The 23936-nt window shown below is 53.5% G+C and carries 19 protein-coding genes; 9 read left to right on the top strand and 10 right to left on the bottom strand.

Going from position 1 to position 23936, the window contains the following annotated elements; all coding sequences use genetic code 11:
* Nucleotides 1–172: 172 nt before the first annotated feature.
* The gene (acs, locus tag HEN21_RS13560) at nucleotides 173–2131 is read right to left on the bottom strand and encodes an acetate--CoA ligase (protein ID WP_105285618.1); all 1959 of its coding nucleotides are present in this window, start codon (nucleotides 2129–2131) and stop codon (nucleotides 173–175) included.
* A gap of 393 nt (nucleotides 2132–2524) precedes the next feature.
* Between acs and nrfA the strand changes: the two genes are divergently transcribed.
* The 8 genes from nrfA (at nucleotide 2525) to gltP (ending at nucleotide 10555) form a co-directional block, all read left to right on the top strand.
* On the top strand, nucleotides 2525–3961 hold the full coding sequence (gene nrfA, locus HEN21_RS13555) for an ammonia-forming nitrite reductase cytochrome c552 subunit (protein ID WP_176252224.1): 1437 nt from the start codon (nucleotides 2525–2527) through the stop codon (nucleotides 3959–3961).
* 45 nt (nucleotides 3962–4006) lie between these two features.
* Complete coding sequence (nrfB, locus tag HEN21_RS13550) at nucleotides 4007–4573, top strand: cytochrome c nitrite reductase pentaheme subunit (protein ID WP_010354304.1); 567 nt, start codon at nucleotides 4007–4009, stop codon at nucleotides 4571–4573.
* A complete protein-coding gene (nrfC, locus tag HEN21_RS13545) occupies nucleotides 4570–5241 on the top strand; it encodes a cytochrome c nitrite reductase Fe-S protein (protein WP_176252225.1) in 672 nt (223 codons plus the stop codon). Before nrfB ends, nrfC begins: the two co-directional genes overlap by 4 nt.
* On the top strand, nucleotides 5238–6194 hold the full coding sequence (gene nrfD, locus HEN21_RS13540; protein ID WP_107164314.1) for a cytochrome c nitrite reductase subunit NrfD: 957 nt from the start codon (nucleotides 5238–5240) through the stop codon (nucleotides 6192–6194). The genes nrfC and nrfD overlap by 4 nt, the downstream gene beginning before the upstream one ends.
* A 19-nt stretch (nucleotides 6195–6213) precedes the next feature.
* Nucleotides 6214–7932, top strand: coding sequence for a heme lyase CcmF/NrfE family subunit (locus HEN21_RS13535; RefSeq protein ID WP_176252242.1), 1719 nt, complete (start codon nucleotides 6214–6216; stop codon nucleotides 7930–7932).
* Nucleotides 7925–8308, top strand: a complete 384-nt coding sequence (gene nrfF, locus HEN21_RS13530) for a heme lyase NrfEFG subunit NrfF (RefSeq protein ID WP_176252226.1) — start codon at nucleotides 7925–7927, stop codon at nucleotides 8306–8308. The genes HEN21_RS13535 and nrfF overlap by 8 nt, the downstream gene beginning before the upstream one ends.
* Nucleotides 8305–8901 (top strand): heme lyase NrfEFG subunit NrfG, encoded by a 597-nt coding sequence (gene nrfG / locus HEN21_RS13525; RefSeq protein ID WP_105286308.1) that lies wholly within the window; start codon nucleotides 8305–8307, stop codon nucleotides 8899–8901. Before nrfF ends, nrfG begins: the two co-directional genes overlap by 4 nt.
* Before the next feature lie 340 nt (nucleotides 8902–9241).
* A complete protein-coding gene (gene gltP, locus HEN21_RS13520) occupies nucleotides 9242–10555 on the top strand; it encodes a glutamate/aspartate:proton symporter GltP (protein WP_000789605.1) in 1314 nt (437 codons plus the stop codon).
* Between the two features lie 194 nt (nucleotides 10556–10749).
* Here gltP and yjcO read toward each other — a convergent pair whose 3' ends face one another.
* The 7 genes from yjcO to yjcS all read right to left on the bottom strand — a co-directional run bounded on the left by yjcO (nucleotide 10750) and on the right by yjcS (nucleotide 20911).
* Nucleotides 10750–11439, bottom strand: a complete 690-nt coding sequence (gene yjcO, locus HEN21_RS13515) for a Sel1 family TPR-like repeat protein YjcO (RefSeq protein WP_176252227.1) — start codon at nucleotides 11437–11439, stop codon at nucleotides 10750–10752.
* Between the two features lie 93 nt (nucleotides 11440–11532).
* Nucleotides 11533–13680, bottom strand: coding sequence for a formate dehydrogenase subunit alpha (gene fdhF / locus HEN21_RS13510; protein ID WP_105285625.1), 2148 nt, complete (start codon nucleotides 13678–13680; stop codon nucleotides 11533–11535).
* 197 nt (nucleotides 13681–13877) lie between these two features.
* On the bottom strand, nucleotides 13878–15344 hold the full coding sequence (mdtP, locus tag HEN21_RS13505) for a multidrug efflux transporter outer membrane subunit MdtP (RefSeq protein WP_176252228.1): 1467 nt from the start codon (nucleotides 15342–15344) through the stop codon (nucleotides 13878–13880).
* Nucleotides 15341–17392 (bottom strand): multidrug efflux transporter permease subunit MdtO, encoded by a 2052-nt coding sequence (mdtO, locus tag HEN21_RS13500; RefSeq protein ID WP_176252229.1) that lies wholly within the window; start codon nucleotides 17390–17392, stop codon nucleotides 15341–15343. The genes mdtP and mdtO overlap by 4 nt, the downstream gene beginning before the upstream one ends.
* On the bottom strand, nucleotides 17392–18423 hold the full coding sequence (gene mdtN / locus HEN21_RS13495) for a multidrug efflux transporter periplasmic adaptor subunit MdtN (RefSeq protein WP_000446396.1): 1032 nt from the start codon (nucleotides 18421–18423) through the stop codon (nucleotides 17392–17394). The genes mdtO and mdtN overlap by 1 nt, the downstream gene beginning before the upstream one ends.
* A gap of 18 nt (nucleotides 18424–18441) precedes the next feature.
* Entirely contained in the window at nucleotides 18442–18717 is a 276-nt protein-coding gene (locus HEN21_RS13490; protein ID WP_010351753.1) for a YtcA family lipoprotein, read from the bottom strand.
* Between the two features lie 208 nt (nucleotides 18718–18925).
* Entirely contained in the window at nucleotides 18926–20911 is a 1986-nt protein-coding gene (yjcS, locus tag HEN21_RS13485) for an alkyl sulfatase YjcS (RefSeq protein ID WP_176252230.1), read from the bottom strand.
* 290 nt (nucleotides 20912–21201) lie between these two features.
* Between yjcS and HEN21_RS13480 the strand changes: the two genes are divergently transcribed.
* The gene (locus tag HEN21_RS13480; protein ID WP_000805927.1) at nucleotides 21202–21909 is read left to right on the top strand and encodes a response regulator transcription factor; all 708 of its coding nucleotides are present in this window, start codon (nucleotides 21202–21204) and stop codon (nucleotides 21907–21909) included.
* Here the strand turns inward: HEN21_RS13480 and HEN21_RS13475 are convergent.
* Both HEN21_RS13475 and HEN21_RS13470 read right to left on the bottom strand, forming a co-directional pair.
* Nucleotides 21906–22907, bottom strand: coding sequence for a carbohydrate kinase family protein (locus HEN21_RS13475; protein ID WP_000970595.1), 1002 nt, complete (start codon nucleotides 22905–22907; stop codon nucleotides 21906–21908). The genes HEN21_RS13480 and HEN21_RS13475 overlap by 4 nt on opposite strands.
* A gap of 60 nt (nucleotides 22908–22967) precedes the next feature.
* On the bottom strand, nucleotides 22968–23909 hold the full coding sequence (locus tag HEN21_RS13470) for an ABC transporter substrate-binding protein (protein ID WP_176252231.1): 942 nt from the start codon (nucleotides 23907–23909) through the stop codon (nucleotides 22968–22970).
* Nucleotides 23910–23936 lie beyond the last annotated feature (27 nt).

Below are 23936 nucleotides of genomic sequence, written 5' to 3'. Positions count from 1 at the left end.
AGATTCTCCAGAGGTAATGTAGGGATTGTTTTAATTCCTGCTCCCTTATGGGAGAAGGTTAACGCTCAGGTAACCCATCGCCTGATGCGCCGCTGTCGCGTCTTATCAGGCCTACAGCCGTTGCCGAATGTAGGCTGGATAAGGCGTTTACGCCGCATCCGGCAATTGTGGGTTACGATGGCATCGCGATAGCCTGCTTCTCTTCAAGCAGCTTCTCAACTACGCCAGGATCGGCAAGCGTCGAGGTATCGCCCAGGTTGCTGGTATCGCCCGCCGCAATTTTGCGCAGAATACGGCGCATAATTTTGCCGGAGCGGGTTTTAGGCAGGGAGTCGGTCCAGTGCAGCACGTCTGGCGTTGCCAGCGGGCCAATCTCTTTACGCACCCAATTGCGGACTTCTGCGTACAGTTCTGGTGACGGTTCCTCCCCGTGATTAAGCGTGACGTAGGCGTAAATCGCCTGACCTTTAATATTGTGCGGAATACCGACGACAGCGGCTTCGGCTATCTTCGGATGCGCCACCAGCGCCGACTCAATCTCCGCTGTCCCCAGGCGGTGACCGGAAACGTTCAGCACGTCGTCCACGCGCCCGGTGATCCAGTAATAGCCATCTTCATCACGACGCGCGCCGTCGCCGCTGAAATACATATTTTTGAAGGTGGAGAAGTAGGTCTGCTCAAAACGCTCGTGATCGCCAAACAGCGTGCGCGCCTGACCCGGCCAGGAGTCGGTGATCACCAGGCTGCCTTCGGTAGCGCCTTCCAGCGGGTTACCTTCGTTATCGACCAGCGCCGGTTGCACGCCGAAGAACGGACGCGTAGCAGAACCAGCTTTCAGCTCGGTAGCGCCTGGCAGTGGGGTAATCATGAAACCGCCGGTTTCGGTCTGCCACCAGGTATCAACCACCGGGCATTTCTCGTTGCCTATCTTCTTCCAGTACCACTCCCACGCTTCCGGGTTGATTGGCTCGCCCACGGAGCCGAGAATACGCAGCGACGAACGGTCGGTGCCTTCAATCGCTTTATCGCCTTCCGCCATCAGTGCGCGAATGGCTGTTGGCGCGGTATAGAGAATATTGACCTGATGCTTATCTACCACCTGCGCCATACGGGCAGGCGTCGGCCAGTTCGGTACGCCTTCAAACATCAGCGTGGTCGCCCCACAGGCCAGCGGGCCGTACAGCAAGTAACTGTGTCCGGTCACCCAGCCCACATCGGCGGTGCACCAGTAGATATCGCCCGGATGATAATCAAAAACATATTTAAAGGTCAGCGCCGCGTACACCAGATAACCGCCGGTAGTGTGCAGCACGCCTTTCGGCTTACCGGTAGAACCGGAGGTGTAGAGAATAAACAACGGATCTTCGGCGTTTACTTCTTCCGGCTGGTGCTGATCGCTGGCTTGCTCAACCAGGTCGTGCCACCACAGGTCGCGCCCTTCCTGCCAGTCAATTTTCCCGCCAGTACGCTTCAGTACAACCACATGTTCAATGCTGGTGACGTTCGGATTTTTCAGCGCGTCATCGACGTTTTTCTTCAGCGGAATGCTGCGCCCGGCGCGTACACCTTCGTCGGAAGTGATCACCAACCGTGAGTTAGAATCAATAATGCGTCCGGCAACGGCTTCCGGCGAGAAGCCGCCGAATATCACCGAATGCACCGCACCAATGCGGGCGCAGGCCAGCATCGCGACTGCGGCTTCTGGCACCATCGGCATATAAATCGCCACTACATCACCTTTTTTAATGCCCAGCTCGAGCAGGGTATTGGCGAAGCGGCAGACGTCGCGGTGCAGCTCTTTATAGCTGATATGTTTGCTCTGGCTGGCATCATCGCCTTCCCAGATGATGGCGGTACGATCGCCGTTTTCTTGTAGATGGCGGTCGAGGCAGTTTGCCGCCAGATTCAGCGTGCCGTCCTCGTACCATTTAATTGACACATTACCGGGGGCAAAGGAGGTGTTTTTCACCTTCTGGTAGGGTTTGATCCAGTCGAGAATTTTTCCCTGTTCGCCCCAGAAGGTATCTGGTGCGTTAATAGATTGTTGATACATCGCCTCGTACTGCTGAGGGTTTATCAGGCAATGGTCTGCGATGTTGGCAGGAATGGTGTGTTTGTGAATTTGACTCATGCTTTTGTTCTCCTTGTAGGATGTTAATAATATGTGGCATAAGCGTTAAATGTAGGGGTATTGGCAGTTTTGTTTAGTATTTGGGCGACAGATCACGCAAAAGTAGAATTGTGCAAATAAACGGCAGGGTAATTTTTGAAGGTCACCAACAAAAGTTGATTAATTCTTTGAGGAACATGCAGTTATGCATGCTGTTGAAAACGAGGAAGATACCGGCTAACTCTAAAGTGGTATTTTACATGCACTTACAATTGATTAAAGACAACATTCTGAGTGTGGTTATTTGTTACACATAGGGGCGAGCAATGTCATAACAGTGTATGTGCGGTTACTGTTATGAAAAAACAATAAAAACTGCCATTTCCTCAATGGCAAAATTTGGATGAAGCCCCTATGACAAGGATAAAAATAAACGCACGCCGTATCTTCAGCTTATTGATTCCTTTTTTCTTTTTCACTTCTGTTCACGCTGAACAAACGGCCGCTCCCGCGAAACCTGTAACTGTGGAAGCGAAGAATGAAACCTTTGCCCCGCAGCACCCCGATCAATATCTCTCCTGGAAAGCCACCTCGGAACAATCAGAGCGTGTTGACGCACTGGCGGAAGATCCACGTCTGGTGATCCTGTGGGCGGGATATCCCTTCTCACGCGATTACAACAAGCCGCGCGGACATGCCTTTGCTGTGACCGATGTGCGTGAAACTTTGCGTACCGGTGCGCCGAAAAATGCCGAAGATGGCACGATGCCAATGGCCTGCTGGAGTTGTAAAAGCCCGGATGTGGCGCGTCTGATCCAGAAAGACGGCGAAGATGGCTACTTCCACGGTAAATGGGCGCGCGGCGGCCCGGAAATCGTCAACAACTTGGGTTGTGCTGACTGCCATAACACTGCTTCGCCAGAGTTCGCCAAAGGCAAACCGGAGTTAACCCTTTCACGTCCGTATGCGGCTCGTGCGATGGAAGCGATTGGTAAACCTTTTGAGAAAGGCGGACGCTTCGACCAGCAGTCAATGGTCTGCGGTCAATGCCACGTGGAGTATTACTTTGACGGTAAAGATAAGGCCGTTAAATTCCCGTGGGATAACGGCATGAAAGTCGAAAACATGGAGCAGTATTACGACAAAATTGCCTTCTCTGACTGGACTAACTACCTGTCCAAAACGCCAATGCTGAAAGCGCAGCACCCGGAATATGAAACCTGGAGTGCGGGCATTCACGGCAAAAATAACGTGACCTGTATCGACTGTCACATGCCGAAAGTGCAGAACGCCGAAGGCAAACTTTACACCGACCATAAAATTGGCAATCCGTTTGATAACTTTGCCCAGACCTGTGCGAACTGCCATACCCAGGACAAAGCCACGCTGCAAAAAGTGGTCGCGGAGCGTAAACAGTCGATTAACGACCTGAAAATCAAGGTCGAAGATCAACTGGTTCACGCCCACTTCGAAGCGAAAGCGGCGCTGGATGCAGGCGCGACGGAAGCCGAAATGAAGCCGATTCAGGACGATATCCGTCATGCTCAGTGGCGTTGGGATCTGGCGATCGCTTCCCACGGCATTCATATGCACGCGCCGGAAGAAGGTCTGCGGATGCTTGGCACGGCGATGGATAAAGCGGCGGATGCGCGTACCAAACTGGCGCGTTTGCTGGCGACCAAAGGCATCACCCATGAAATCCAGATCCCGGATATCTCGACCAAAGAGAAAGCCCAGCAGGCAATTGGCCTGAACATGGAGCAAATCAAGGCCGAGAAGCAGGACTTCATCAAAACGGTGATCCCGCAGTGGGAAGAGCAGGCACGTAAAAACGGTCTGTTAAGCCAATAACCCCCGTTCCGCCTCGCAAGGGGCGGAAAACACAATGGAGTGAATATGAGCGTATTACGTTCGTTATTAACTGCCGGGGTGCTGGCGTCGGGCCTGTTGTGGAGCCTGAACGGAATTACCGCTACCCCTGCGGCGCAGGCATCTGAAGATCGCTACGAAGTTACCCAGCAGCGTAACCCGGATGCCGCCTGTCTGGACTGTCATAAGCCAGACACCGAAGGTATGCATGGCAAACATGCTTCCGTTATCAACCCAAATAATAAACTGCCGGTCACCTGCACCAACTGTCACGGCCAGCCGTCACCGCAACACCGTGAAGGGGTGAAAGATGTGATGCGCTTTAACGAGCCGATGTACAACGTTGGTGAGCAGAACAGTGTCTGTATGTCCTGCCATCTGCCGGAACAGTTGCAAAAAGCGTTCTGGCCGCACGATGTCCACGTAACCAAAGTGGCGTGCGCCAGCTGCCATTCCCTGCATCCACAGCAAGATACGATGCAGACGTTAAGTGACAAAGGACGGATTAAGATTTGCGTCGATTGCCACAGCGATCAGCGCACCAATCCGAACTTTAACCCGGCGTCTGTTCCGTTGCTTAAGGAGCAGCCATGACCTGGTCACGTCGCCAGTTTCTCACCAGCGTCGGCGTGCTGGCAGCCGTCAGCGGCACCGCAGGGCACGTGGTGGCGAAAACGTTGAATATTAATGGCGTGCGTTACGGCATGGTGCATGACGAGTCGTTATGCATCGGCTGTACCGCCTGTATGGATGCTTGTCGGGAAGTGAACAAGGTGCCGGAAGGTGTCTCGCGCCTGACGATTATTCGTAGCGAGCCACAGGGCGAATTTCCTGATGTGAAATATCGCTTCTTCCGTAAGTCTTGCCAGCACTGCGACCATGCGCCGTGCGTTGACGTCTGCCCGACAGGTGCGTCTTTTCGCGATGCTGCCAGCGGGATTGTCGATGTTAACCCGGATCTCTGCGTCGGTTGTCAGTACTGCATCGCCGCCTGTCCGTACCGCGTGCGCTTTATCCATCCGGTCACGAAGACGGCGGACAAATGTGATTTCTGCCGTAAGACCAATTTGCAGGCCGGTAAGCTGCCCGCGTGCGTCGAGGCTTGTCCGACGAAGGCGCTAACGTTTGGCAATCTGGACGATCCCAACAGTGAGATTTCGCAACTGCTGCGCCAGAAGCCCACTTACCGCTACAAGCTGGCGCTGGGAACCAAACCGAAGCTGTACCGCGTACCGTTTAAATACGGGGAGGTGAGCCAATGACGCAGGCTTCCGCATTTCATTTTGAATCGCTGGTGTGGGACTGGCCGATTGCCATCTATCTGTTTTTGGTGGGGATTTCTGCCGGGCTGGTGACGCTGGCGGTGTTGCTGCGTCGCTTCTACCCGCAGGCGGGCGGCGCAGACAGTACGTTGCTGCGAACCACGCTGATTGTCGGGCCTGGCGCGGTGATCCTCGGTCTGTTGATCCTCGTCTTCCACCTGACGAGGCCGTGGACCTTCTGGAAGCTGATGTTCCACTACAGTTTTACCTCGGTGATGTCGATGGGGGTAATGCTGTTTCAGCTCTACATGGTGGTGCTGGTGCTGTGGCTGGCGAAAATCTTTGAACACGATTTGCTTGCCCTGCAACAACGCTGGTTGCCGAAGCTGGGGATCGTGCAAAAGGTTCTGAACCTGCTGACGCCCGTTCATCGCGGACTGGAAACGCTGATGCTGGTGCTGGCGGTGTTGTTGGGGGCTTATACCGGCTTTCTGCTGTCGGCGCTGAAATCGTATCCGTTCCTCAATAACCCGATCCTGCCGGTGCTGTTCCTGTTCTCCGGTATCTCGTCCGGTGCGGCGGTGGCGCTGATCGCCATGGCGATACGCCAGCGCAGTAATCCGCATTCTACGGAAGCGCACTTTGTTCACCGTATGGAAATTCCCGTGGTATGGGGTGAAATCTTCCTGCTGGTGGCGTTTTTCGTCGGTCTGGCGCTGGGCGATGACGGTAAAGTGCGTGCGCTGGTGGCGGCGTTGGGCGGCGGTTTCTGGACGTGGTGGTTCTGGCTTGGTGTTGCCGGGCTGGGGCTGATTGTGCCAATGCTGCTCAAACCGTGGGTGAATCGCAGTACCGGCATTCCTGCCGTGCTGGCGGCGTGTGGAGCCAGCCTGGTCGGTGTATTGATGCTGCGCTTTTTCATTCTCTACGCCGGACAGTTGACGGTGGCGTAAACCAGAAAAGAGGTGGTTTCTGGACGTATTCCTTCCTGAAGTCGGTTTTCTGGCGTTGTTGTTAAGTCTTGGGGTCAATGTGTTGACCCCGTTGACGACCTTCGCGGGAGTGCGGTTGCGCTGGCCTGCCATGATGCGACTCACTTGCATCGGCATTCTGGCGCAGTTCGTGCTCCTGCTGCTCGCCTTTGGCGTGCTGACATATTGTTTTCTCATCAGCGATTTCTCGGTCATTTATGTCGCCCAACATAGCTACAGCCTGCTGTCGTGGGAACTCAAACTGGCGGCGGTGTGGGGCGGTCATGAAGGTTCGTTGCTACTTTGGATGTTGTTACTTTCCGCCTGGAGCGCGCTGTTTGCCTGGCATTATCGGCAGCAAACCGATCCGTTATTTCCGCTGACGTTAGCCGTTTTATCTCTCATGCTCGCCGCACTGTTGCTGTTTGTGGTGCTGTGGTCCGATCCCTTTGTACGGATATTTCCGCCAGCAATTGAAGGTCGCGATCTCAATCCGATGCTGCAACATCCCGGCCTTATCTTTCATCCACCGCTGCTTTATCTCGGCTATGGCGGTTTGATGGTGGCGGCGAGCGTGGCGCTGGCGAGTTTACTGCGCGGCGAGTTTGATGCGGCCAGCGCCCGAATTTGCTGGCGCTGGGCACTACCTGGCTGGAGCGCATTAACGGCGGGGATCATCCTCGGTTCCTGGTGGGCCTATTGCGAACTGGGCTGGGGCGGCTGGTGGTTCTGGGATCCGGTGGAAAACGCCTCTTTATTACCCTGGCTTTCTGCCACTGCGCTGCTGCACAGTTTGTCCCTGACACGCCAGCGGGGGATTTTCCGCCACTGGTCGCTGCTGCTGGCGATAGTTACCCTGATGTTGTCCTTGCTGGGCACGTTGATTGTCCGTTCTGGCATTCTGGTTTCGGTTCATGCGTTCGCGCTGGATAATGTCCGCGCTGTGCCGCTGTTTAGCCTGTTTGCGCTGATTAGCCTTGCGTCTCTGGCGCTATATGGCTGGCGAGCGCGGGACGGTGAGCCGGCGGGGCGTTTTTCGGGGTTATCGCGAGAAATGTTAATCCTCGCAACGCTGCTGCTGTTTTGCGCGGTGCTACTGATCGTGCTGGTGGGAACGCTTTATCCGATGATTTACGGCCTGCTGGGCTGGGGACGCCTCTCCGTTGGCGCGCCGTATTTTAACCGCGCGACGTTACCATTTGGCCTGTTGATGCTGGTGGTGATTGTGCTGGCGACGCTTGTCTCTGGCAAACGTGCGCAGCTTCCGGCGCAGCTGGCACATGCGGGCGTGCTGTTATTTGCCGCCGGGATTGTGGTTTCCAGCGTTAGCCGTCAGGAGATCAGCCTGAATTTACAGCCGGGTCAGCAGGTGACGCTGGCAGGATACACCTTCCGTTTTGAACGCCTCGATCTACAAGCCAAAGGCAATTACACCAGCGAAAAAGCGATAGTGGCGCTGTTTGACCATCAGCAACGTATTGGTGAATTAACGCCGGAGCGGCGTTTTTATGAAGCTCGTCGCCAGCAAATGATGGAGCCGTCAATTCGCTGGAACGGCATCCATGACTGGTATGCGGTCATGGGAGAAAAAACCGGGTCGGATCGCTATGCATTTCGTTTGTATGTACAAAGCGGTGTGCGCTGGATTTGGGGGGGAGGATTGTTGATGATTGCGGGCGCGTTATTAAGCGGATGGCGGGGGAGGAAGCGCGATGAATAAAGGGCTTCTCACTTTGCTGCTGCTGTTCGCCTGTTTTGTGCACGCTCAGGTCGTAGACACCTGGCAATTCGCCAATCCGCAACAACAGGAACAGGCGTTAAGTATTGCCAGTCAGTTACGCTGTCCGCAGTGCCAGAATCAGAACTTACTGGAATCTAATGCGCCGGTGGCAGTCAGTATGCGTCATCAGGTTTACAGCATGGTGGCGGAGGGGAAAAGCGAAGCTGAAATCATTGGCTGGATGACCGAACGCTACGGTGATTTTGTTCGCTATAACCCACCGCTGACCGGTCAGACGCTGCTCCTTTGGGTGCTGCCAGTGGTGCTGTTAGTACTGATGGTGCTGATCCTCTGGCGGGTGAGGGTGAAGCGATGAAAAAGCCTAAAATGCCGGTAAAAATGCTGGTAACACTCACGATTTTGATGGTATTTGTCTGTATTGGCAGTTATCTGTTAACCCCAAAATGGCAGGCGGTACATGCGGAGTATCAGCGTCAGCGCGATCCGTTGCATCAGTTTGCCAGCCAGCAAACACCAGAGACACAGCTTCTGGCATTGCAGGATAAAATCCGCGCCAACCCGCAAAACAGCGAACAATGGGCGTTGCTGGGCGAGTATTACCTGTGGCAAAACGATTACAGTAATTCGCTGCTGGCGTACCGTCAGGCGCTACGGCTGCGTGGTGAAAATGCAGAACTGTACGCGGCGCTGGCGACGGTGCTTTATTACCAGGCCAGCCAGCATATGACCGCCCAGACTCGCGCGATGATCGACAAAGCTCTCGCGCTGGACGAAAACGAAATCACCGCCCTGATGCTGCTGGCTTCCGATGCGTTTATGCAGGCGAATTACGCGCGAGCCATCGAACTATGGCAAAAAGTGATGGATCTCAATTCACCCAGGGTCAACCGGACACAGTTGGTTGAGTCGATTAATATGGCAAAACTCCTTCAACGGCGATCGGACTAATCATTCGGTATTGCAGATTATGTTATTGAGCTGCGTAAAAAATAATCGAATGAACACATGACAAAAATAATCACCAATCAGTATTATTGCAGATTAAACAAATAAAAATCTTTCCATAACAAATGGTTATTCATATAACCTGTCATAAACTCGCGTTATTATGCATTAATGCAGCGAAAAGCTCTGTTGTTAAAGGGTTGCGCAACATACCGCGCAAATGATACTGATCATAAGCGTTAAAAAAATCTACAAACCAACGCAACACAATTCATGCCCTGGCAGTATGTCACGTTCTCGCGTTTCTGAGCGGGAACGGCGCTCCATTGAGGAAGTCATTCATATGAAAAATATAAAATTCAGCCTGGCCTGGCAGATTCTGTTTGCTATGGTGCTGGGCATTCTCCTGGGAAGTTACCTGCACTACCATAGCGACAGTCGAGAATGGCTGGTCGTCAATTTGCTCTCTCCGGCGGGTGATATCTTCATCCACCTGATCAAAATGATTGTTGTGCCGATTGTTATCTCCACGTTGGTGGTTGGGATTGCAGGTGTTGGTGATGCTAAACAGCTCGGGCGTATCGGCGCGAAAACCATTATCTACTTTGAAGTGATCACCACCGTCGCCATCATTCTGGGGATCACTCTGGCAAACGTCTTCCAGCCCGGTGCCGGGGTGGATATGTCGCAGCTGGCGACCGTTGATATCTCGAAATATCAGAGCACTACGGAAGCGGTACAAAGCAGTTCCCACGGCATTATGGGCACGATTTTGTCGCTGGTGCCGACGAACATTGTGGCGTCGATGGCGAAAGGTGAAATGCTGCCGATTATCTTCTTCTCGGTGCTGTTTGGTCTGGGGCTTTCCTCCCTGCCAGCGACGCATCGTGAACCGCTGGTGACTGTGTTCCGCTCCATCTCTGAAACCATGTTTAAAGTGACTCACATGGTGATGCGTTATGCACCGGTGGGTGTATTTGCGCTGATTGCGGTGACGGTGGCTAACTTCGGTTTCTCTTCCCTGTGGCCGCTGGCGAAGCTGGTGCTGCTGGTGCATTTCGCCATTCTGTTCTTCGCGCTGGTAGTGCTGGGAATTGTGGCGCGCCTGTGCGGGTTAAGCGTCTGGATCCTGATTCGTATTCTGAAAGATGAGCTGATTCTGGCGTACTCCACTGCCAGCTCTGAAAGCGTACTGCCGCGAATTATTGAGAAGATGGAAGCCTACGGAGCACCGGCGTCGATCACCAGCTTCGTGGTGCCGACCGGTTACTCTTTTAACCTTGATGGCTCGACGCTGTATCAAAGTATTGCCGCTATCTTCATCGCGCAGTTGTATGGCATTGATTTGTCCATCTGGCAGGAAATCATTCTGGTGCTGACGCTGATGGTGACCTCGAAAGGGATTGCAGGCGTGCCGGGCGTGTCGTTTGTGGTGCTGCTGGCAACGCTGGGGAGCGTGGGTATTCCGCTGGAAGGCCTGGCGTTTATTGCCGGTGTTGACCGTATCCTCGACATGGCGCGTACCGCGCTGAACGTGGTGGGTAATGCGCTGGCGGTGCTGGTGATTGCCAAGTGGGAACACAAATTTGACCGCAAAAAGGCGATGGCCTATGAACGTGAAATGCTGGGCAAATTTGATAAGACTGCGGATCAGTAATTGAAGATTGCCGGAGGGTTATATCCACCCGGCAATGTGTGATGCCTGATGCGACGCTGTCGCGTCTTATCAGGCCTACGCCAGACAGTGCAATAGCCTGATTTAGCGTGATTTTTGTAGGTCGGATAAGGCGTTTACGCCGCATCCGACATCAACGCCTGATGCGACGCTTAACGCGTCTTATCAGGCCTGGCTTAACCGTTGGTTAATTTTTCAAACTCTTCACACCCGGTATCAAACCCTTCCATACAGCTCAGGTTCAACCAGTGCAGCGCCTTTTGCTTGTTCTTCTCGATAAAACCTTCTTCACCGTTTAAGAACATCATTCCCGCCCAGTACTCGGAATAACCGGTTCGGGAAATTGCAGAGCTGCGTTTGAAATACCAGGTTGCCTTGTCATCGTCGGCCTTAATGCCCACGCCGTTGGCGTAAATCAAGCCAAGCAGCATCTGGGCATCAACGGCAGTATCATTCTCTAAATCTTCCGAAGCGTTTTCTAACAGCGAAATCGCCTTTGGATAATCCGGTTTACCCGCTTGAGTATTTACCAGAATATGCGCCAGCGTCACTTCACCTTCTTTACTGCCCGCCTGTGCCGCTTTCTCGGCAAGAACTTTTGCTTGTGGATAGTCCAGACTGACCGGATTGGTGATTTTGATCTGCGCTAACAGCGCGCAGGCATCGGCATCACCGCTGTCAGCGGCTTTCTGTGCCCAATATTCGGCTTTGCTCAAATCGCCGGAGCTAAACCAGCTATCGGCAAGAAAATATTGTGCGCGTTTATCTCCGGCCTCTGCTGCCTTTACATACTGGCTGCCGGGTTCGGAGTCGTTTGCGTGGGCAAAGAATGTCAAAAATAACATCAATGCGATAATTTTTTTCATTTTGATAATACGATTGGGTAGGGAGTAACCAGTATAAAGAGTTCGAATAGATAAAAAAACAGCCTCCGAAAGGAGGCTGTAAGAGGGACTGATTTACGCCAGTGCCGCTTCGCGCAGGCGAGTTTTCAACTTGTTGTACTCGTCAATCACGTACTGCTCGGCGGCGCGCTGATCGGCGATCGGCTCGACGCGCACGGCGCAGTATTTGTACTCCGGCGTTTTCGTAATCGGGCTTAAGTTTTCGGTAACCAGCTCGTTACAGGCACCAATCCACCACTGGTAGGTCATGTAAATCGCCCCTTTGTTCGGACGATCGCTGACCTGTGCGCGGGTGATAATTTTGCCTTTACGCGAGTGCACCCAAACCAATGCCTCGTCTTCAATACCCAGACGTTTGGCGTCTTCGGTATTGATTTGTGCGTAGCCAGGTTCATCAGCCAGCGCCGCCAGCGCCGCACAGTTACCGGTCATCGAACGACAAGAGTAGTGACCGACTTCACGCACCGTTGACAGCACCATCGGGTACTCGTCGGTGAGCTTGTCGATTGGCGCTACCCAGTCGCAGGTGAAGAACTGCGCCAGACCGTTCGGGGTATCAAACTTCTCTTTAAACAGATAGGAAGTCCCCTGATCGGCATCTGATGTATCGCGGCAAGGCCACTGAATGAAGCCCAGTTCGCCCATTTTCTCGTAAGTCGCACCGTAGAAATCCGGGCACAGATGACGCAACTCATCCCAGATCTCCTGGGTGTTGTTGTAGTGCATCGGATAACCCATACGGGTGGCGATTTCACTGATGATTTGCCAGTCCGTTTTCAGATCCCACTTCGGTTCAACCGCTTTGAAGAAACGCTGGAAGCCACGGTCAGCCGCAGTGTAGACACCTTCATGTTCGCCCCACGAGGTTGACGGTAAAATAACATCCGCCGCCGACGCGGTTTTGGTCATAAAGATATCCTGGACGATGACCAGTTCCAGATCTTCAAAGGCTTTACGTACTGCCGACAGTTCCGCATCAGTTTGCAGCGGGTCTTCGCCCATAATGTACGCCGCACGGACTTCGCCATGTGCCGCACGGTGCGGTAGTTCGCTGATGCGATAACCGGTATGGGCTGGCAGGCTTTCCACGCCCCAGGCTTTGGCGAATTTCTCGCGGTTAGCCGGATCTTTTACGTACTGGTAGCCAGGGTACGTATCTGGCAGCGCGCCCATATCGCAGGCACCCTGCACGTTGTTCTGACCACGAACCGGGTTAACGCCCGCATGTGGCTTACCGAGGTTACCGGTCAGCATTGCGAGGCTGGTCAGAGAACGTACGGTTTCCACGCCCTGATAGAACTGGGTAACCCCCATGCCCCACAGAATGGATGCGCTTTTGGCCTGGGCATACATCCGCGCCGCCTGACGAATCTCACTGGCGCTGACGCCAGTGATATCTTCAACCGACTCCGGCGTGTAGCCTTCAACGATTTTACGATACTCTTCAAAGCCTTCTGTGCGAGAAGCGACGAACGCTTTGTCGTACAGATTTTCTTCAATAATGACATGTCCCATCGCATTCAACAGCGCGATGTTCGAGCCGTTTTTCAGTGCGATGTGCATGTCAGCAATGCGCGCGGTTTCAATTTTACGCGGATCGCAGACGATAATTTTCGCCCCGTTACGTTTAGCGTTAATCACATGATTCGCCACGATCGGGTGGGAATCTGCCGGGTTGTACCCGAAAACGAACACTAAATCGGTATTATCAATTTCGTTAATGGCATTGCTCATTGCGCCGTTACCGACCGATTGGTGCAGACCTGCAACCGATGGGCCGTGTCAGACGCGAGCGCAGCAGTCAACGTTATTAGTACCAATAACGGCGCGCGCAAATTTTTGCATTACATAGTTGGTTTCGTTACCCGTACCACGCGAGGAGCCGGTCGTCTGGATGGCATCCGGACCGTACTTCTCTTTGATGGCGCTCAGGCGCTCGGCAACGTAATTCAGTGCCTCATCCCAGGAAACAGGTTCGAGTTTGCCGCCACGCTGGCGACGGATCATGGGGGTTTTCAGGCGCGGGGTCAGGATCTGGGTATCGTTAATGAAATCCCAGCCATAATAACCCTTCAGACACAGAGTACCCTGGTTGGTTTTCCCCTGCGCTGCCTCCGCCCGGACGATTTTGCCGTTATCGACGACCAGGTTGATTTTGCAACCTGATGCGCAATATGGGCAAACCGTGACGACTTTTTTCATCGGTCTCGCTCCAGTTAATCAAATCACGCATACGCGCTCTCGACTACAGTATGCATCTTTTATGCCACATTTTATTTGGGGACATTCCTTGATATTACGGGCACTATTTATTCAAAACTCTGACGAAAAACAGGCTGTCGTCAGTTTTGACGTGACGAAACGAAATACCGCGTGACAGCCATCACGCGGCAGACATTTTATTTTTTCTCGGTGATGGGAGCCGCCTGATACCCGCCGCCCAGCGATTTCATCAACTGAATACTTTGGATCACGCGGCGGCTATCCAGCATCAGTAATGACATCTCTTCGGCAAGCACCGGCAATTCGGCTTCGGTTGCCTGTAAGCGGCTGGTTAAACCGCGCTTGTAGGCGGCGTCGGCGGCGCGCTGGGTGAAGCGGGTCGCTTCTACGCGTTCTGCCTGCATCTTCCGCTCGTCATTCAGCGTTTGCAGACGCGTGCCATTGACTGCAACGTCGCGCACTGCGTTCAGCACGGACTGGTTGTAACGTTCAATCATCATGTTGCTGGCAGCACGAGTGCCTTCGAGATTGGCATTCAACCGCCCACCGTCAAACAACGGCAATTTCAGACCCGGAATGAAGTTGAACTGGCGACTGGTTTTTTTGAATAAGGTATCCAGGTGGATGGAATCCAGGCCGAAAAACGCTTTGATATCAAAGCTTGGGTAGAACAGCGCCCGTGCGGAATCCACCTGATCTAATGACGCCTGAACATACCAGCGCATGGCTTGCAGATCCGGGCGTCTGGCGAGCAACTCATAAGAGAGTGTCGGCGGAATACCGGTCTGGACTTGCGGCAATGCTACCGGTTTGATCTCCGGCATATCGCTGGCGCCCGCGCCAGTCAATGCACGCAGAGATTCTCGCGTTTCAGTGATTTGCCCTTTGACGGCAGCAATTTGTTTATCGACCGCCAGAATCTGCGCCCGCGCGCCGTGGAACGGTACTTGCGCTTCCAGGCCGTGCGCCACTTTACTATGGTGCGCTCTCACTGCGTAATCAATCACGCTGCGGGTTTGCTCTAACAGATCGAGCATCTGGTAGCTGGCCTGCATACTGTAATAAAGCTGCGCTACGCCTGTAGTGAGCGACAGTTCCACTGCCGCAGTTTCTGCCAGCGCGGCGTTATGCGCGCCAATGGCTGCGGCAACCGCTGAGCGATGTACGCTCCATAAATCGAGATCTAATCCGGCAAATAAACCTACGGTGGCTTCGGTGTAGTACGGACCATCCATTCCCAGTGCGGGCGCATCCATCGCATAAGGGCTTAAAAAGCCGTTGGCAGAGACGCGCTGGCGGTTGAGCATCCCTAATGCCGCCACCTGCAATTGTGAACCAGCATCTAACAAATCTGCCTGCGACTGCGCTTTTTCTTCCCGCAATTTCGCTTCGGCGAGGGTATGAGAACCGCTTAACGTCCGTTGGATCAGCGCATCCAGTTGTGGATCATTAAACTGTCTCCACCACTGCGCTTGCGGCCAGCCGGAACTGGCAAGATGAATATCATCGGCAAGTTTGATCTGCTCTGGTTTAAGCTGTTGATGAGGGGCTGAATCCTTACGCACTAACGCACAGCCGGAAATCAGCGTCGCGCTGCCGAGAATGCTGCACAACAACAAGCATGAAAGTTGACGATTGATCATTGAGTGGCTCCTTGTGCCTGTTCCGTGGCGGGCGTTAATGCCGGGGCTGTCCAGTCTGGCAAGCGGGCGATGAGCTGACAGACGTGTTGCTCCTGTTTTAATAAGGTGGGCAGGATGGCCTGCGAGGCGGGTATCTCTTCAAGCGTTATCAGGGGAGAATGGCTGAGCGCGGTTGCCAGACCGGCAGCGTATTTCTCCAGTGCATCGGCAAAGTGGCTGGCTCTGTCCGGCTGGAGCGCGTGATCCAGCGCCTGCGCCGAGTTCCAGGTGGCATCCCAGGCGTGAAGAACGTCGCGTCCCTGACGAATAACTGTTTGCGAGCGTTCAATCAGTAAGGCGCGTTCATCGCCGTCCAGTTGACGTTCAAGCGCCACGCGTTGGCACATTTCTTCACAGGCATTAAACGCCGCATGTAGACCTATACGAATTTGCAGATAAGTGCGCAGAGCCGTGACTTCCTGCTGGCGCGGGATACGCATCAGTTTGCTTAACATACCCAGCGCGCCAGCCAGTTTTTGCGGCAGCGCGCGCGCTTCGCTTTCAGGCCAGACAAAGGTGTAAATCACCGCCGATACCGCCGTACCGATAAGAATGCCGATGGCACGATCGCGTATTTCCACCAGGTCGTAAACTGGACCAAAGACGTTTTCGAGCGTGGCGAGAGCAAAGGTCACCACCATCTGCGTGCCGATATAAGAAGAACGCTCAGAGCTGGTGGCGAACCACGCGCCCACCAGGAAAATCGGTGCCAGTACGAGCAGCAATTCGACAATATTGTCCAGCCATGGCATGACCAGTAGCGTAAACAGCAACGCCAGAATTGCACCGCAAAAAGCTCCGCCAAAACGCAGCACCATCTTCTGGTACGACGAACCGACATTTGGATTAGCGACGATCACGCAGGTCAGCATACAGGTGTGAATGCCTTCCCAGTCCACGCCGCTGTAGAAGGTGTAACAGATCAAACAGGCCAGCAGTGTTTTTACCGCGTAACGCATATAGTCCGGATTAGTAAAGGCATCGGCGACCATTGACGGCGGTTTGACGGCGGGCGTTGGCGGCGTGTGCGGGTCCATCTGACCAAGCTGTAACAGTGTCTGGCAGATATTCTCCAGGTTACATTCCCGTGCCGCCATCGCTTCATCTTCACTAAGCCGCCAGTCGCTTTGCCAGCACTGCCCTTTGGCAATAGCATGTTGCAGCTTGTTGATTTCAGAGGCTAATTTTTGCCGAAACTCAATGATTACCTGCGAATCCGCAAAAGAGGTGGGATCGTAGCGATTCAGCGTGGAGTAAATGTAGGTTACCGTTGCCACGCAGCTTTGCCACCATGCGCTATGGGTTCGCCAGTCGGCGTCGTCCGCGAGGCAAAAGACATTCAGTTTTTGCAGCGCCAGCGCCTCTCTTTCAATCCGCGTTTCGGGTAGCGGCGCAAGACTTTCTGCCAGGTGACGTACCGCGTCATCAAGCCGATCATTAAGCGCCTGATGCATCTGCGTAATGGCGCGGCTGGGAAACCACAGCACGCCGATTAACGTCATCAGCAAGGTTGGATAGAGGCCGACAACGATGCACCACAGCGTTAAACGCACGACCACTTCCGGGTAGTCGAGCATGGCGGGGAAGGTTTGCCCGTAAATGGCGACAATGGCGACGGCAAAAAAGACCAGCCCCAGCCGATGAGTGCGCATCAAAAACATACAGCCCATCAGGACAGGACCTGCGATGATCAATCGGATCAACGGTTCGCCGTATGACCATTTGTAGATCAAAAACAGGCTGCCGATCTCCAGCACCGTGGCAACCACAAACAAGATCGCCACAAATTTGGTGTAAAACGCGTTCGACTGAATACCGTAAAACAGCACCGCCAGTGATAACGCCACGAAGGGGATCTCGAAGGTCATTGAGATCAGAATCACCAGCAGGCAGCCAACCCAGAGCTGCACGGTCTGCGGCACACGACCAGGCCGCCGCTCGCTTAACTCTTCATGAAAGAACGCCAGCAGCCTGACCACCGGTAATGGCAGGGAGTTGAGGGCGCTCATTATTGCGGCTCAAGATTAGCGACTGCCGACGCGCCGATGCGAAACATTTCCGGGTCAGGTTTATCGACCATGATTTTGACCGGAAAACGCTGGGCGACGCGAACCCAGTTAATAGAGCGAGACACTTTCGGCAGGCCGCCAAGCACCAGACCGCCGTCATCCGGCAGCACGCCGTAGCCAATGGAATCCACTTTACCCTCGAAGGTTTTGCCGCTGTCGCTCATCAGGCGAATTGTCGCAGGCGTACCAGCATGAATATTTTTCAGATCGGTTTCGCGGAAGTTGGCAATAACGTACCAGTGACGGGTGTCGATTAGCGTGAAAATAGGGCGCATTGCGGAGGCAAATTGTCCAACCGAGGTTTTGAGGGAAATGACCCGACCATCAAACGGCGCGCGAACGGTTGCCATCTCCAGATGCAGTTTGGTCAGCGCGATATCCGCTTCCACCGCTGCACGTTGGGCGACCAGTGCATCGACGCCGCTGACGCCGCTGGCGGCTGACTGCGCCTGCAACAATACGGCATTAAGGTCGGCCTCTGCAGCGCGCTGTGCAGTTCTCGCACGGTCAACTTCTTCAGCAGAAACAAAACCTTCTTTCAGTAATGGTTCGGTACGGTGCAATGTATCGCTGGCCTGTTTAGCGGCGGCGCGGGCTTTTTCTACCGTGGCGTTAACTGAGTCGGCGCCAAACTGTTGGGCGTTAACACTACGCTGGGTGAGCATAATTTGCTTATCCAGTGCGGCGAGGGAGGCTTCGGCTTTCGCCAGATTCGCTTCGTAAGGGCGAGGATCGATACGAAACAGCAAATCGCCCTGTTTGACTGCCTGGTTGTCTGTGACTGCCAGTTCCACAATACGACCGCTGACTTCCGGCACCACATCGATGGTATCGGCAGAAGCATAAGCGTCGTTGGTTGATGGCGCACTGTCTACGCGCCAGATAACGAAAACGAGGGCAACCAGCGCCAGCGCAACGACCAGCAGGGCAGGGATCTTACTGCGAGGAGCTTTTTTCGGCGTACTTTCCATGAGCGCATCTCAAATAGATTAGAAAAATGCCAGCCAGAACAGCATGGCGTAGAGAGCAAAAAGGGCGGTATAAATAATTCCGACAAATGCCAGATTGATATTTGCCCGCTGAATAATTCGCCTCGTGATGAGCGTCAAAATAAGGCTGGCAATGGCGCAGAAAAACCAGCTGGGATAATAAGCGCCGATCACCGGGATTGCCGGAGATAATGAGCATCCCGAAACCATGAAGACGGGAACTATCCAGGCTGTTTTTTTGAGGTGCATCGCCATGCGAGAGAGAACTGTTGGCATATTAAATACATCCTGTCTGCTGCGAACAATATCTGTAGTGAATATCAATATCCATTGAAGGCGTCAGTATGGCTATTTTCTTGATGAATAAAAATAGCTTTATTCAGCCACCGCATTCATAACTTATATATATTGTGTATTAATTTGCTGCATATATTTTTAATATAAATGCTTTCGGGGGCTTGAACGCCCCCGAGAATGAGTGGAATTAATTCGGGGTTACGATATTCACCCACAAATCAAAATTATCCAGACAAGCAATAATTTCTTCCAGTTTCGCACCATTGCCAATAATTTTGGCTTTCTTCGCTTTTACCAGATCCGCCATTTTCGCCTGTCCGGTCAGCACGGCGTGCAGATCTTCACGGTTAATGTAGAAAGAGGCATTGGCTTGCGGTTGCAGCGTTTTACGGTAGTTAAGCACGCTATCGTTCAGGGTCAGGTTGAGGTTATCGCCGTTACTCATATTGAAGTTCAGGCTGATATTCTTCCCGGCGGCTTTTTCGCTATCGAGGCGAACAGCCATAAAGTCGAACAGCATTTCGACCGACATACCGCGAATGGTATCCGGGGAACCGGTGGTGCCATGGCTGAACTTATGTACCCCTTCGCGCAGCTCTTTCGCGCCAGTCAGGTAGAAACCGCGCCAGGTGGCGGACTCTGCCTGATAACCGAGCTGTTCAAAGTTATTGGCTTGCAGGTTTTTCGCCACCTGGTCACCCGGATTGGCGGCAATCACCTGTTTCAGCAGTTCTGCCGACCAGCAATAATCACCCTGCTTGTTCGCTTCTTGCGCCAGGTTGATGACGCGTGCGGAACCGCCCAGCGCCTGCACATAACGTTTACCCATCTCCACCTGTCCATACGGATGCAGGTTTGCCGGGTTACCGTCGTAATAGCCGAGATAGAAGTTATATACCGCACGGGCGTTGTGGCTGACAGAACCGTAATAGCCACGGCTGGCCCAGTTATTGGCGAGCGTTGGCGGCAGCTTAATCATGTCGCCGATTTCATTCATGGTGTAGCCCTGGTTTGCCAGGTGCAGGGTTTGATCGTGAATGTACTTGATGGTATCGCGATATTTACCAATATAATCATTGATATGCTTATTGCCCCAAACCGGCCAGGTATGCGGCATAAACAATACTTCTGCTTCGTTACCCCACATATCCAGCGTTTCGTTCAGATACTCGGTCCACTTGCTGGTGTCGCGGGTTTTCGCGCCGCGCAGAGTGTAGAAGTTGTGCAGGGTATGAGTAGCGTTCTCGGCGGTACACAGGGCTTTCAGTGCCGGAATATAGAAGTGCATTTCCGCTGGCGCTTCGCTGCCAGGGGTCATCAGGAAGTCAAACTCCAGACCGTCGATAATCATCTTCTCGCCAGTTCTGACGATAGTTTTGGTTGGCGCAATAATGCTTGGGTCACCGGTTGCCAGCGTCACGCCGAGGCCGTTACCCACGTTACCCTGCGCGTTGTGCGGCAGTAACAGGCCGTAAGAGTAGAGCGCACGGCGGCTCATAATATTACCCGCCAGTACGTTTTCGCTGATGGCTTCGTCCATAAAGCCAGCCGGAGCGATCACCTGAACTTTTCCCGATTTAACATCAGCTTCAGAGATAATGCCTTTCACACCGCCATAATGGTCGGCGTGGCTATGGGTGTAGATAACCGCAACAATCGGTTTTTGCGGACGATGCTGGAAGTAAAGGTCAAGTGCGGCTTTTGCGGCTGGTGGCGTCACCAGCGGGTCGATAACAATAATGCCTTTCTCGCCTTCCACGAACGTAATGTTGGAGATGTCCTGACCACGTACCTGATACATTTTATCGGTGACTTTGAACAGGCCAGAAATACCGTTGATCTGCGACTGACGCCACAGGCTGGGGTTTACGGTTTCCGGTGCAGCGGAATTAATATCAAATTTGTAATCATCCGCGCGGTAGTAAACTTTGCCATTCGCATCACGAAGAATACCTTCATCGAGCAGCGGGGCGATAAATCCACGCTGGGCATCGTCAAAATCCTGACGATCGCTAAACGGTAATGATTTGGCGTAATTCTGATTTACCTGTTGCGTATATTGAGTGGCGGCTTTCGCTTCATCTGTTGCGTAAGCGGTATTTACCATCATGCTGCCGGCGGCGGTTAAGGCAATAACAATCCTGCTCAAACGGAATAACTGAGAGTTATTCATATAAATCTCCATTTATCATTTATGTCGTAAATATGTAATCCATGCAAAATACGTCATTTAAAGCTGGCGTTATCATAATTGGGAAACGACGACTTTAATAAACGGAAGTGTGAGCGGAACGAGCCATTTTATTAGGCATTTGTGCTGAAGGTGAAAAAGTACGGCATATCTATTAATAATATCAATAATGTGACATGAATTATATTTTCATTATATATATTGCTTTCCTCTTTCACTTCGCCAGGAAGTACGCACAATGATTAATCAGGCGAATAATGCGGAGTGTAACCATGAAACCCGTGGTGCTGGTAGTGGATGATGACGCGGCTATCTGCGCACTGTTGCAGGACGTGTTAAGCGAACATGTCTTTACGGTTTCAGTCTGCCATACCGGACAGGAGGCAATATCGTGTATTGAAGGCGATCCTGACATTGCGCTGGTGGTGCTGGATATGATGTTGCCTGATACCAACGGCCTGATGGTATTACAACAACTACAGAAAATGCGTCCTGCATTGCCGGTGGTGATGCTGACCGGTCTGGGCAGTGAGTCTGATGTGGTGGTCGGGCTGGAAATGGGCGCGGATGATTACATCTGCAAGCCATTTACCCCACGGGTAGTGGTCGCGCGACTAAAAGCGGTGTTACGGCGCGTTGGCGTGCTGGCGGTCAATGAGGAGAAAAATGCCGGGCTGTCATTTAATGGCTGGTATCTCGATACCACACGCTGCCAGCTACACAATCCGCGACAGCAACTTGTTGAGCTGACTCAGGGCGAATATGGCTTGTTGCTGGCTCTGGCACAAAACGCCCGTCGGGTATTGAGCCGCGAGCAGTTGCTGGAGTTTACCCATAGTGACAGCATAGAGGTGTTTGATCGCACCATCGACGTATTAATCATGCGACTACGACGCAAAATCGAACTGAACCCGCATCAGCCAATGTTGATTAAAACTCTGCGCGGTCTGGGTTATGTCTTCGCTGCCGACGTGCATTAATCCGACATTTCTGTTTGCAGCTCTTCCAGTGTTTTTGCCCCGTCGATGGCGTTGGCGCATAACAGGCTCGCGCGCGCACAGGCATGTGCCAGTTTGATGCTCTCGGTAAGCGTCCAGCGTTCGTGGCAGCCATACAAAAATCCGGCACAAAACGCATCACCCGCGCCGACGCTACCGATAATCTCGCGCGGTTCTAATTTCCGTGAGGGTATCCACATGCCGCCCTGTTCTGGCGTCTCTCCCCATGCGCCTTCCGCGCAGTGAATCACCACGCGCTGGCGCACGCCCGCATCTAACAGTTCGCGCGCGGCGGCGGCAATATGCGCGATATGTGGCTCACCGTTGGGCAAACGAATCTCCAGCCCGCTAAATTCTCCGGCCTCCAGTTCGTTTATCACCAGATAATCCAGATGACGCAACGCGGGCAATACCAGCGGCTGATAGCGCGGATCGCCCTTGCGGGAAACCAGATCGAGACAGGTTTCATAGCCAGCGTCATGCATCTGCGCCAGCAAGCGGGCGCTGCGAGTGCCATAAACATCGTCTGGCATATCCAGGCTTTCGAGCAGGAGCAGATAGCCGAGATGGAAGATTTTCATGCTGCTATCAAGCTGGTCGAACGCCGGGAGATCCAGCAGCCGGTTAGCGCCCGGTGAATGGAAAAATGTGCGCTGTCCGCTGGGATCGGTCATCACCTGCGACATCGACGTCGGCGCAAAGGTGGTGCGCTGCACATGCTGGCGGTTGACGTGGTATTGCTCAAGCATCGCCATAATGTAATCGCCATCGCTGTCCTGACCGATTAGTCCGACCGCCTGCAAAGGCAGCCCGGCGCGCATTTTCGCCAGCGTCAGCAGGACGTTAAGCGGTGCGCCACCGGTAGAGCGTTCGCTGTGGGTGATCTCCGCCAGCCAGCCGCGCTCCGGCCACTGGATAATCTGGTGGACGTGATCAACCAACATATTTCCTGCTGCGATAATACCTTTACGTTCCATCATGCCAGCTCCTGGATTAGCTAATGCGCTACCGCCGGGCAGCGTCGCCGCCCGGCCTCGGACTTATTTCACCGTCCAGCCTTTGTAATTGCCGACGTTGTCTTTGTCGATCATCGTCACCGGGATTAGCACCGGCTCTTTCGGCGCGGGCTTGCCCTGCAAAATGTCATAACCGATCTCAACGGCTTTCGCCGCCATCACCTGTGGGTCTTGCGCGGGAGTCGCGACAAACAACGAGTTCTCACGTTTCAGCGCCTCTTCGGCGTCCGGGCTTCCGTCCACACCGACAATAAAGAACTCGTTACGTTGTGCCTGTTTTGCTGCCAGATCGGCGCCGATCGCGGTGGGATCGTTAATCGCAAACACGCCGTCGATCTTCGGATTCGCCGCCAGCAGCCCGGTCATCACCTCCAGCCCGCCTTCACGACTGCCTTTGGCGTTCTGGTTGTCAGAGAGCACCTTGATGTCAGGATGGCGTTTAAATTCGGTCTGGCAGCCTTCGACGCGGTTCTGCACGGCGGACACCGGCGGCCCGTTGATGATCACCACGTTGCCTTTGCCTTTCAGGCGATCGGTGATGTATTTACAGGCCATTTCGCCCGCCTGGGTGTTATCGGAAGTAATGGTGGCGTCGGCACCTTCTGCCGCTACGTCAACCGCCACCACCACGATCCCGGCGTCTTTCGCCCGTTTCACCGCCGGGCCGATCCCTTTTGAATCGGCAGCATTCAAAATGATCATATCGACGTTGGCGGCGATAAAGTTGTCTATTTGCGACACCTGCTGGCCCAGATCGTAGCCGCTGGACACCAGCGTCACTTTGACGTTATCGCCTGCCAGTTTGCTCGCTTCCAACTCCGCGCCTTTGGTTATCTGCACGAAGAACGGGTTCGCCAGATCGCCCACCGTCACGCCTATCGATTTCAGTTCTTTCGCCTGGGCGAACGGTGCTGCGACCAGCAGCGCGCCTGCACAGAGCGCGGTCACTAAGGGCTTCAATCTCATGCTGTATTCCTCATATGTAGGGTATTG

The organism is Escherichia sp. 93.1518, from assembly GCF_013368915.2.
Classification (GTDB): Bacteria; Pseudomonadota; Gammaproteobacteria; order Enterobacterales; family Enterobacteriaceae; genus Escherichia; species Escherichia ruysiae.
Note: the sequence above shows the minus strand (reverse complement) of the source record. Positions and strands in the feature narration are given on the sequence as shown.

Coding starts and splice junctions, on each gene's coding strand:
- nrfB (WP_010354304.1), top strand. CDS start 4,007: ATGAGCGTATTACGTTCGTTATTAACTGCCGGGGTGCTGGCGTCGGGC.
- HEN21_RS13470 (WP_176252231.1), bottom strand. CDS start 23,909: ATGAGATTGAAGCCCTTAGTGACCGCGCTCTGTGCAGGCGCGCTGCTG.
- mdtN (WP_000446396.1), bottom strand. CDS start 18,423: ATGGAAAGTACGCCGAAAAAAGCTCCTCGCAGTAAGATCCCTGCCCTG.
- mdtO (WP_176252229.1), bottom strand. CDS start 17,392: ATGAGCGCCCTCAACTCCCTGCCATTACCGGTGGTCAGGCTGCTGGCG.
- nrfD (WP_107164314.1), top strand. CDS start 5,238: ATGACGCAGGCTTCCGCATTTCATTTTGAATCGCTGGTGTGGGACTGG.
- HEN21_RS13490 (WP_010351753.1), bottom strand. CDS start 18,717: ATGCCAACAGTTCTCTCTCGCATGGCGATGCACCTCAAAAAAACAGCC.
- HEN21_RS13480 (WP_000805927.1), top strand. CDS start 21,202: ATGAAACCCGTGGTGCTGGTAGTGGATGATGACGCGGCTATCTGCGCA.
- yjcO (WP_176252227.1), bottom strand. CDS start 11,439: ATGAAAAAAATTATCGCATTGATGTTATTTTTGACATTCTTTGCCCAC.
- nrfG (WP_105286308.1), top strand. CDS start 8,305: ATGAAAAAGCCTAAAATGCCGGTAAAAATGCTGGTAACACTCACGATT.
- nrfF (WP_176252226.1), top strand. CDS start 7,925: ATGAATAAAGGGCTTCTCACTTTGCTGCTGCTGTTCGCCTGTTTTGTG.
- mdtP (WP_176252228.1), bottom strand. CDS start 15,344: ATGATCAATCGTCAACTTTCATGCTTGTTGTTGTGCAGCATTCTCGGC.
- nrfA (WP_176252224.1), top strand. CDS start 2,525: ATGACAAGGATAAAAATAAACGCACGCCGTATCTTCAGCTTATTGATT.
- acs (WP_105285618.1), bottom strand. CDS start 2,131: ATGAGTCAAATTCACAAACACACCATTCCTGCCAACATCGCAGACCAT.
- nrfC (WP_176252225.1), top strand. CDS start 4,570: ATGACCTGGTCACGTCGCCAGTTTCTCACCAGCGTCGGCGTGCTGGCA.
- gltP (WP_000789605.1), top strand. CDS start 9,242: ATGAAAAATATAAAATTCAGCCTGGCCTGGCAGATTCTGTTTGCTATG.
- HEN21_RS13475 (WP_000970595.1), bottom strand. CDS start 22,907: ATGATGGAACGTAAAGGTATTATCGCAGCAGGAAATATGTTGGTTGAT.
- yjcS (WP_176252230.1), bottom strand. CDS start 20,911: ATGAATAACTCTCAGTTATTCCGTTTGAGCAGGATTGTTATTGCCTTA.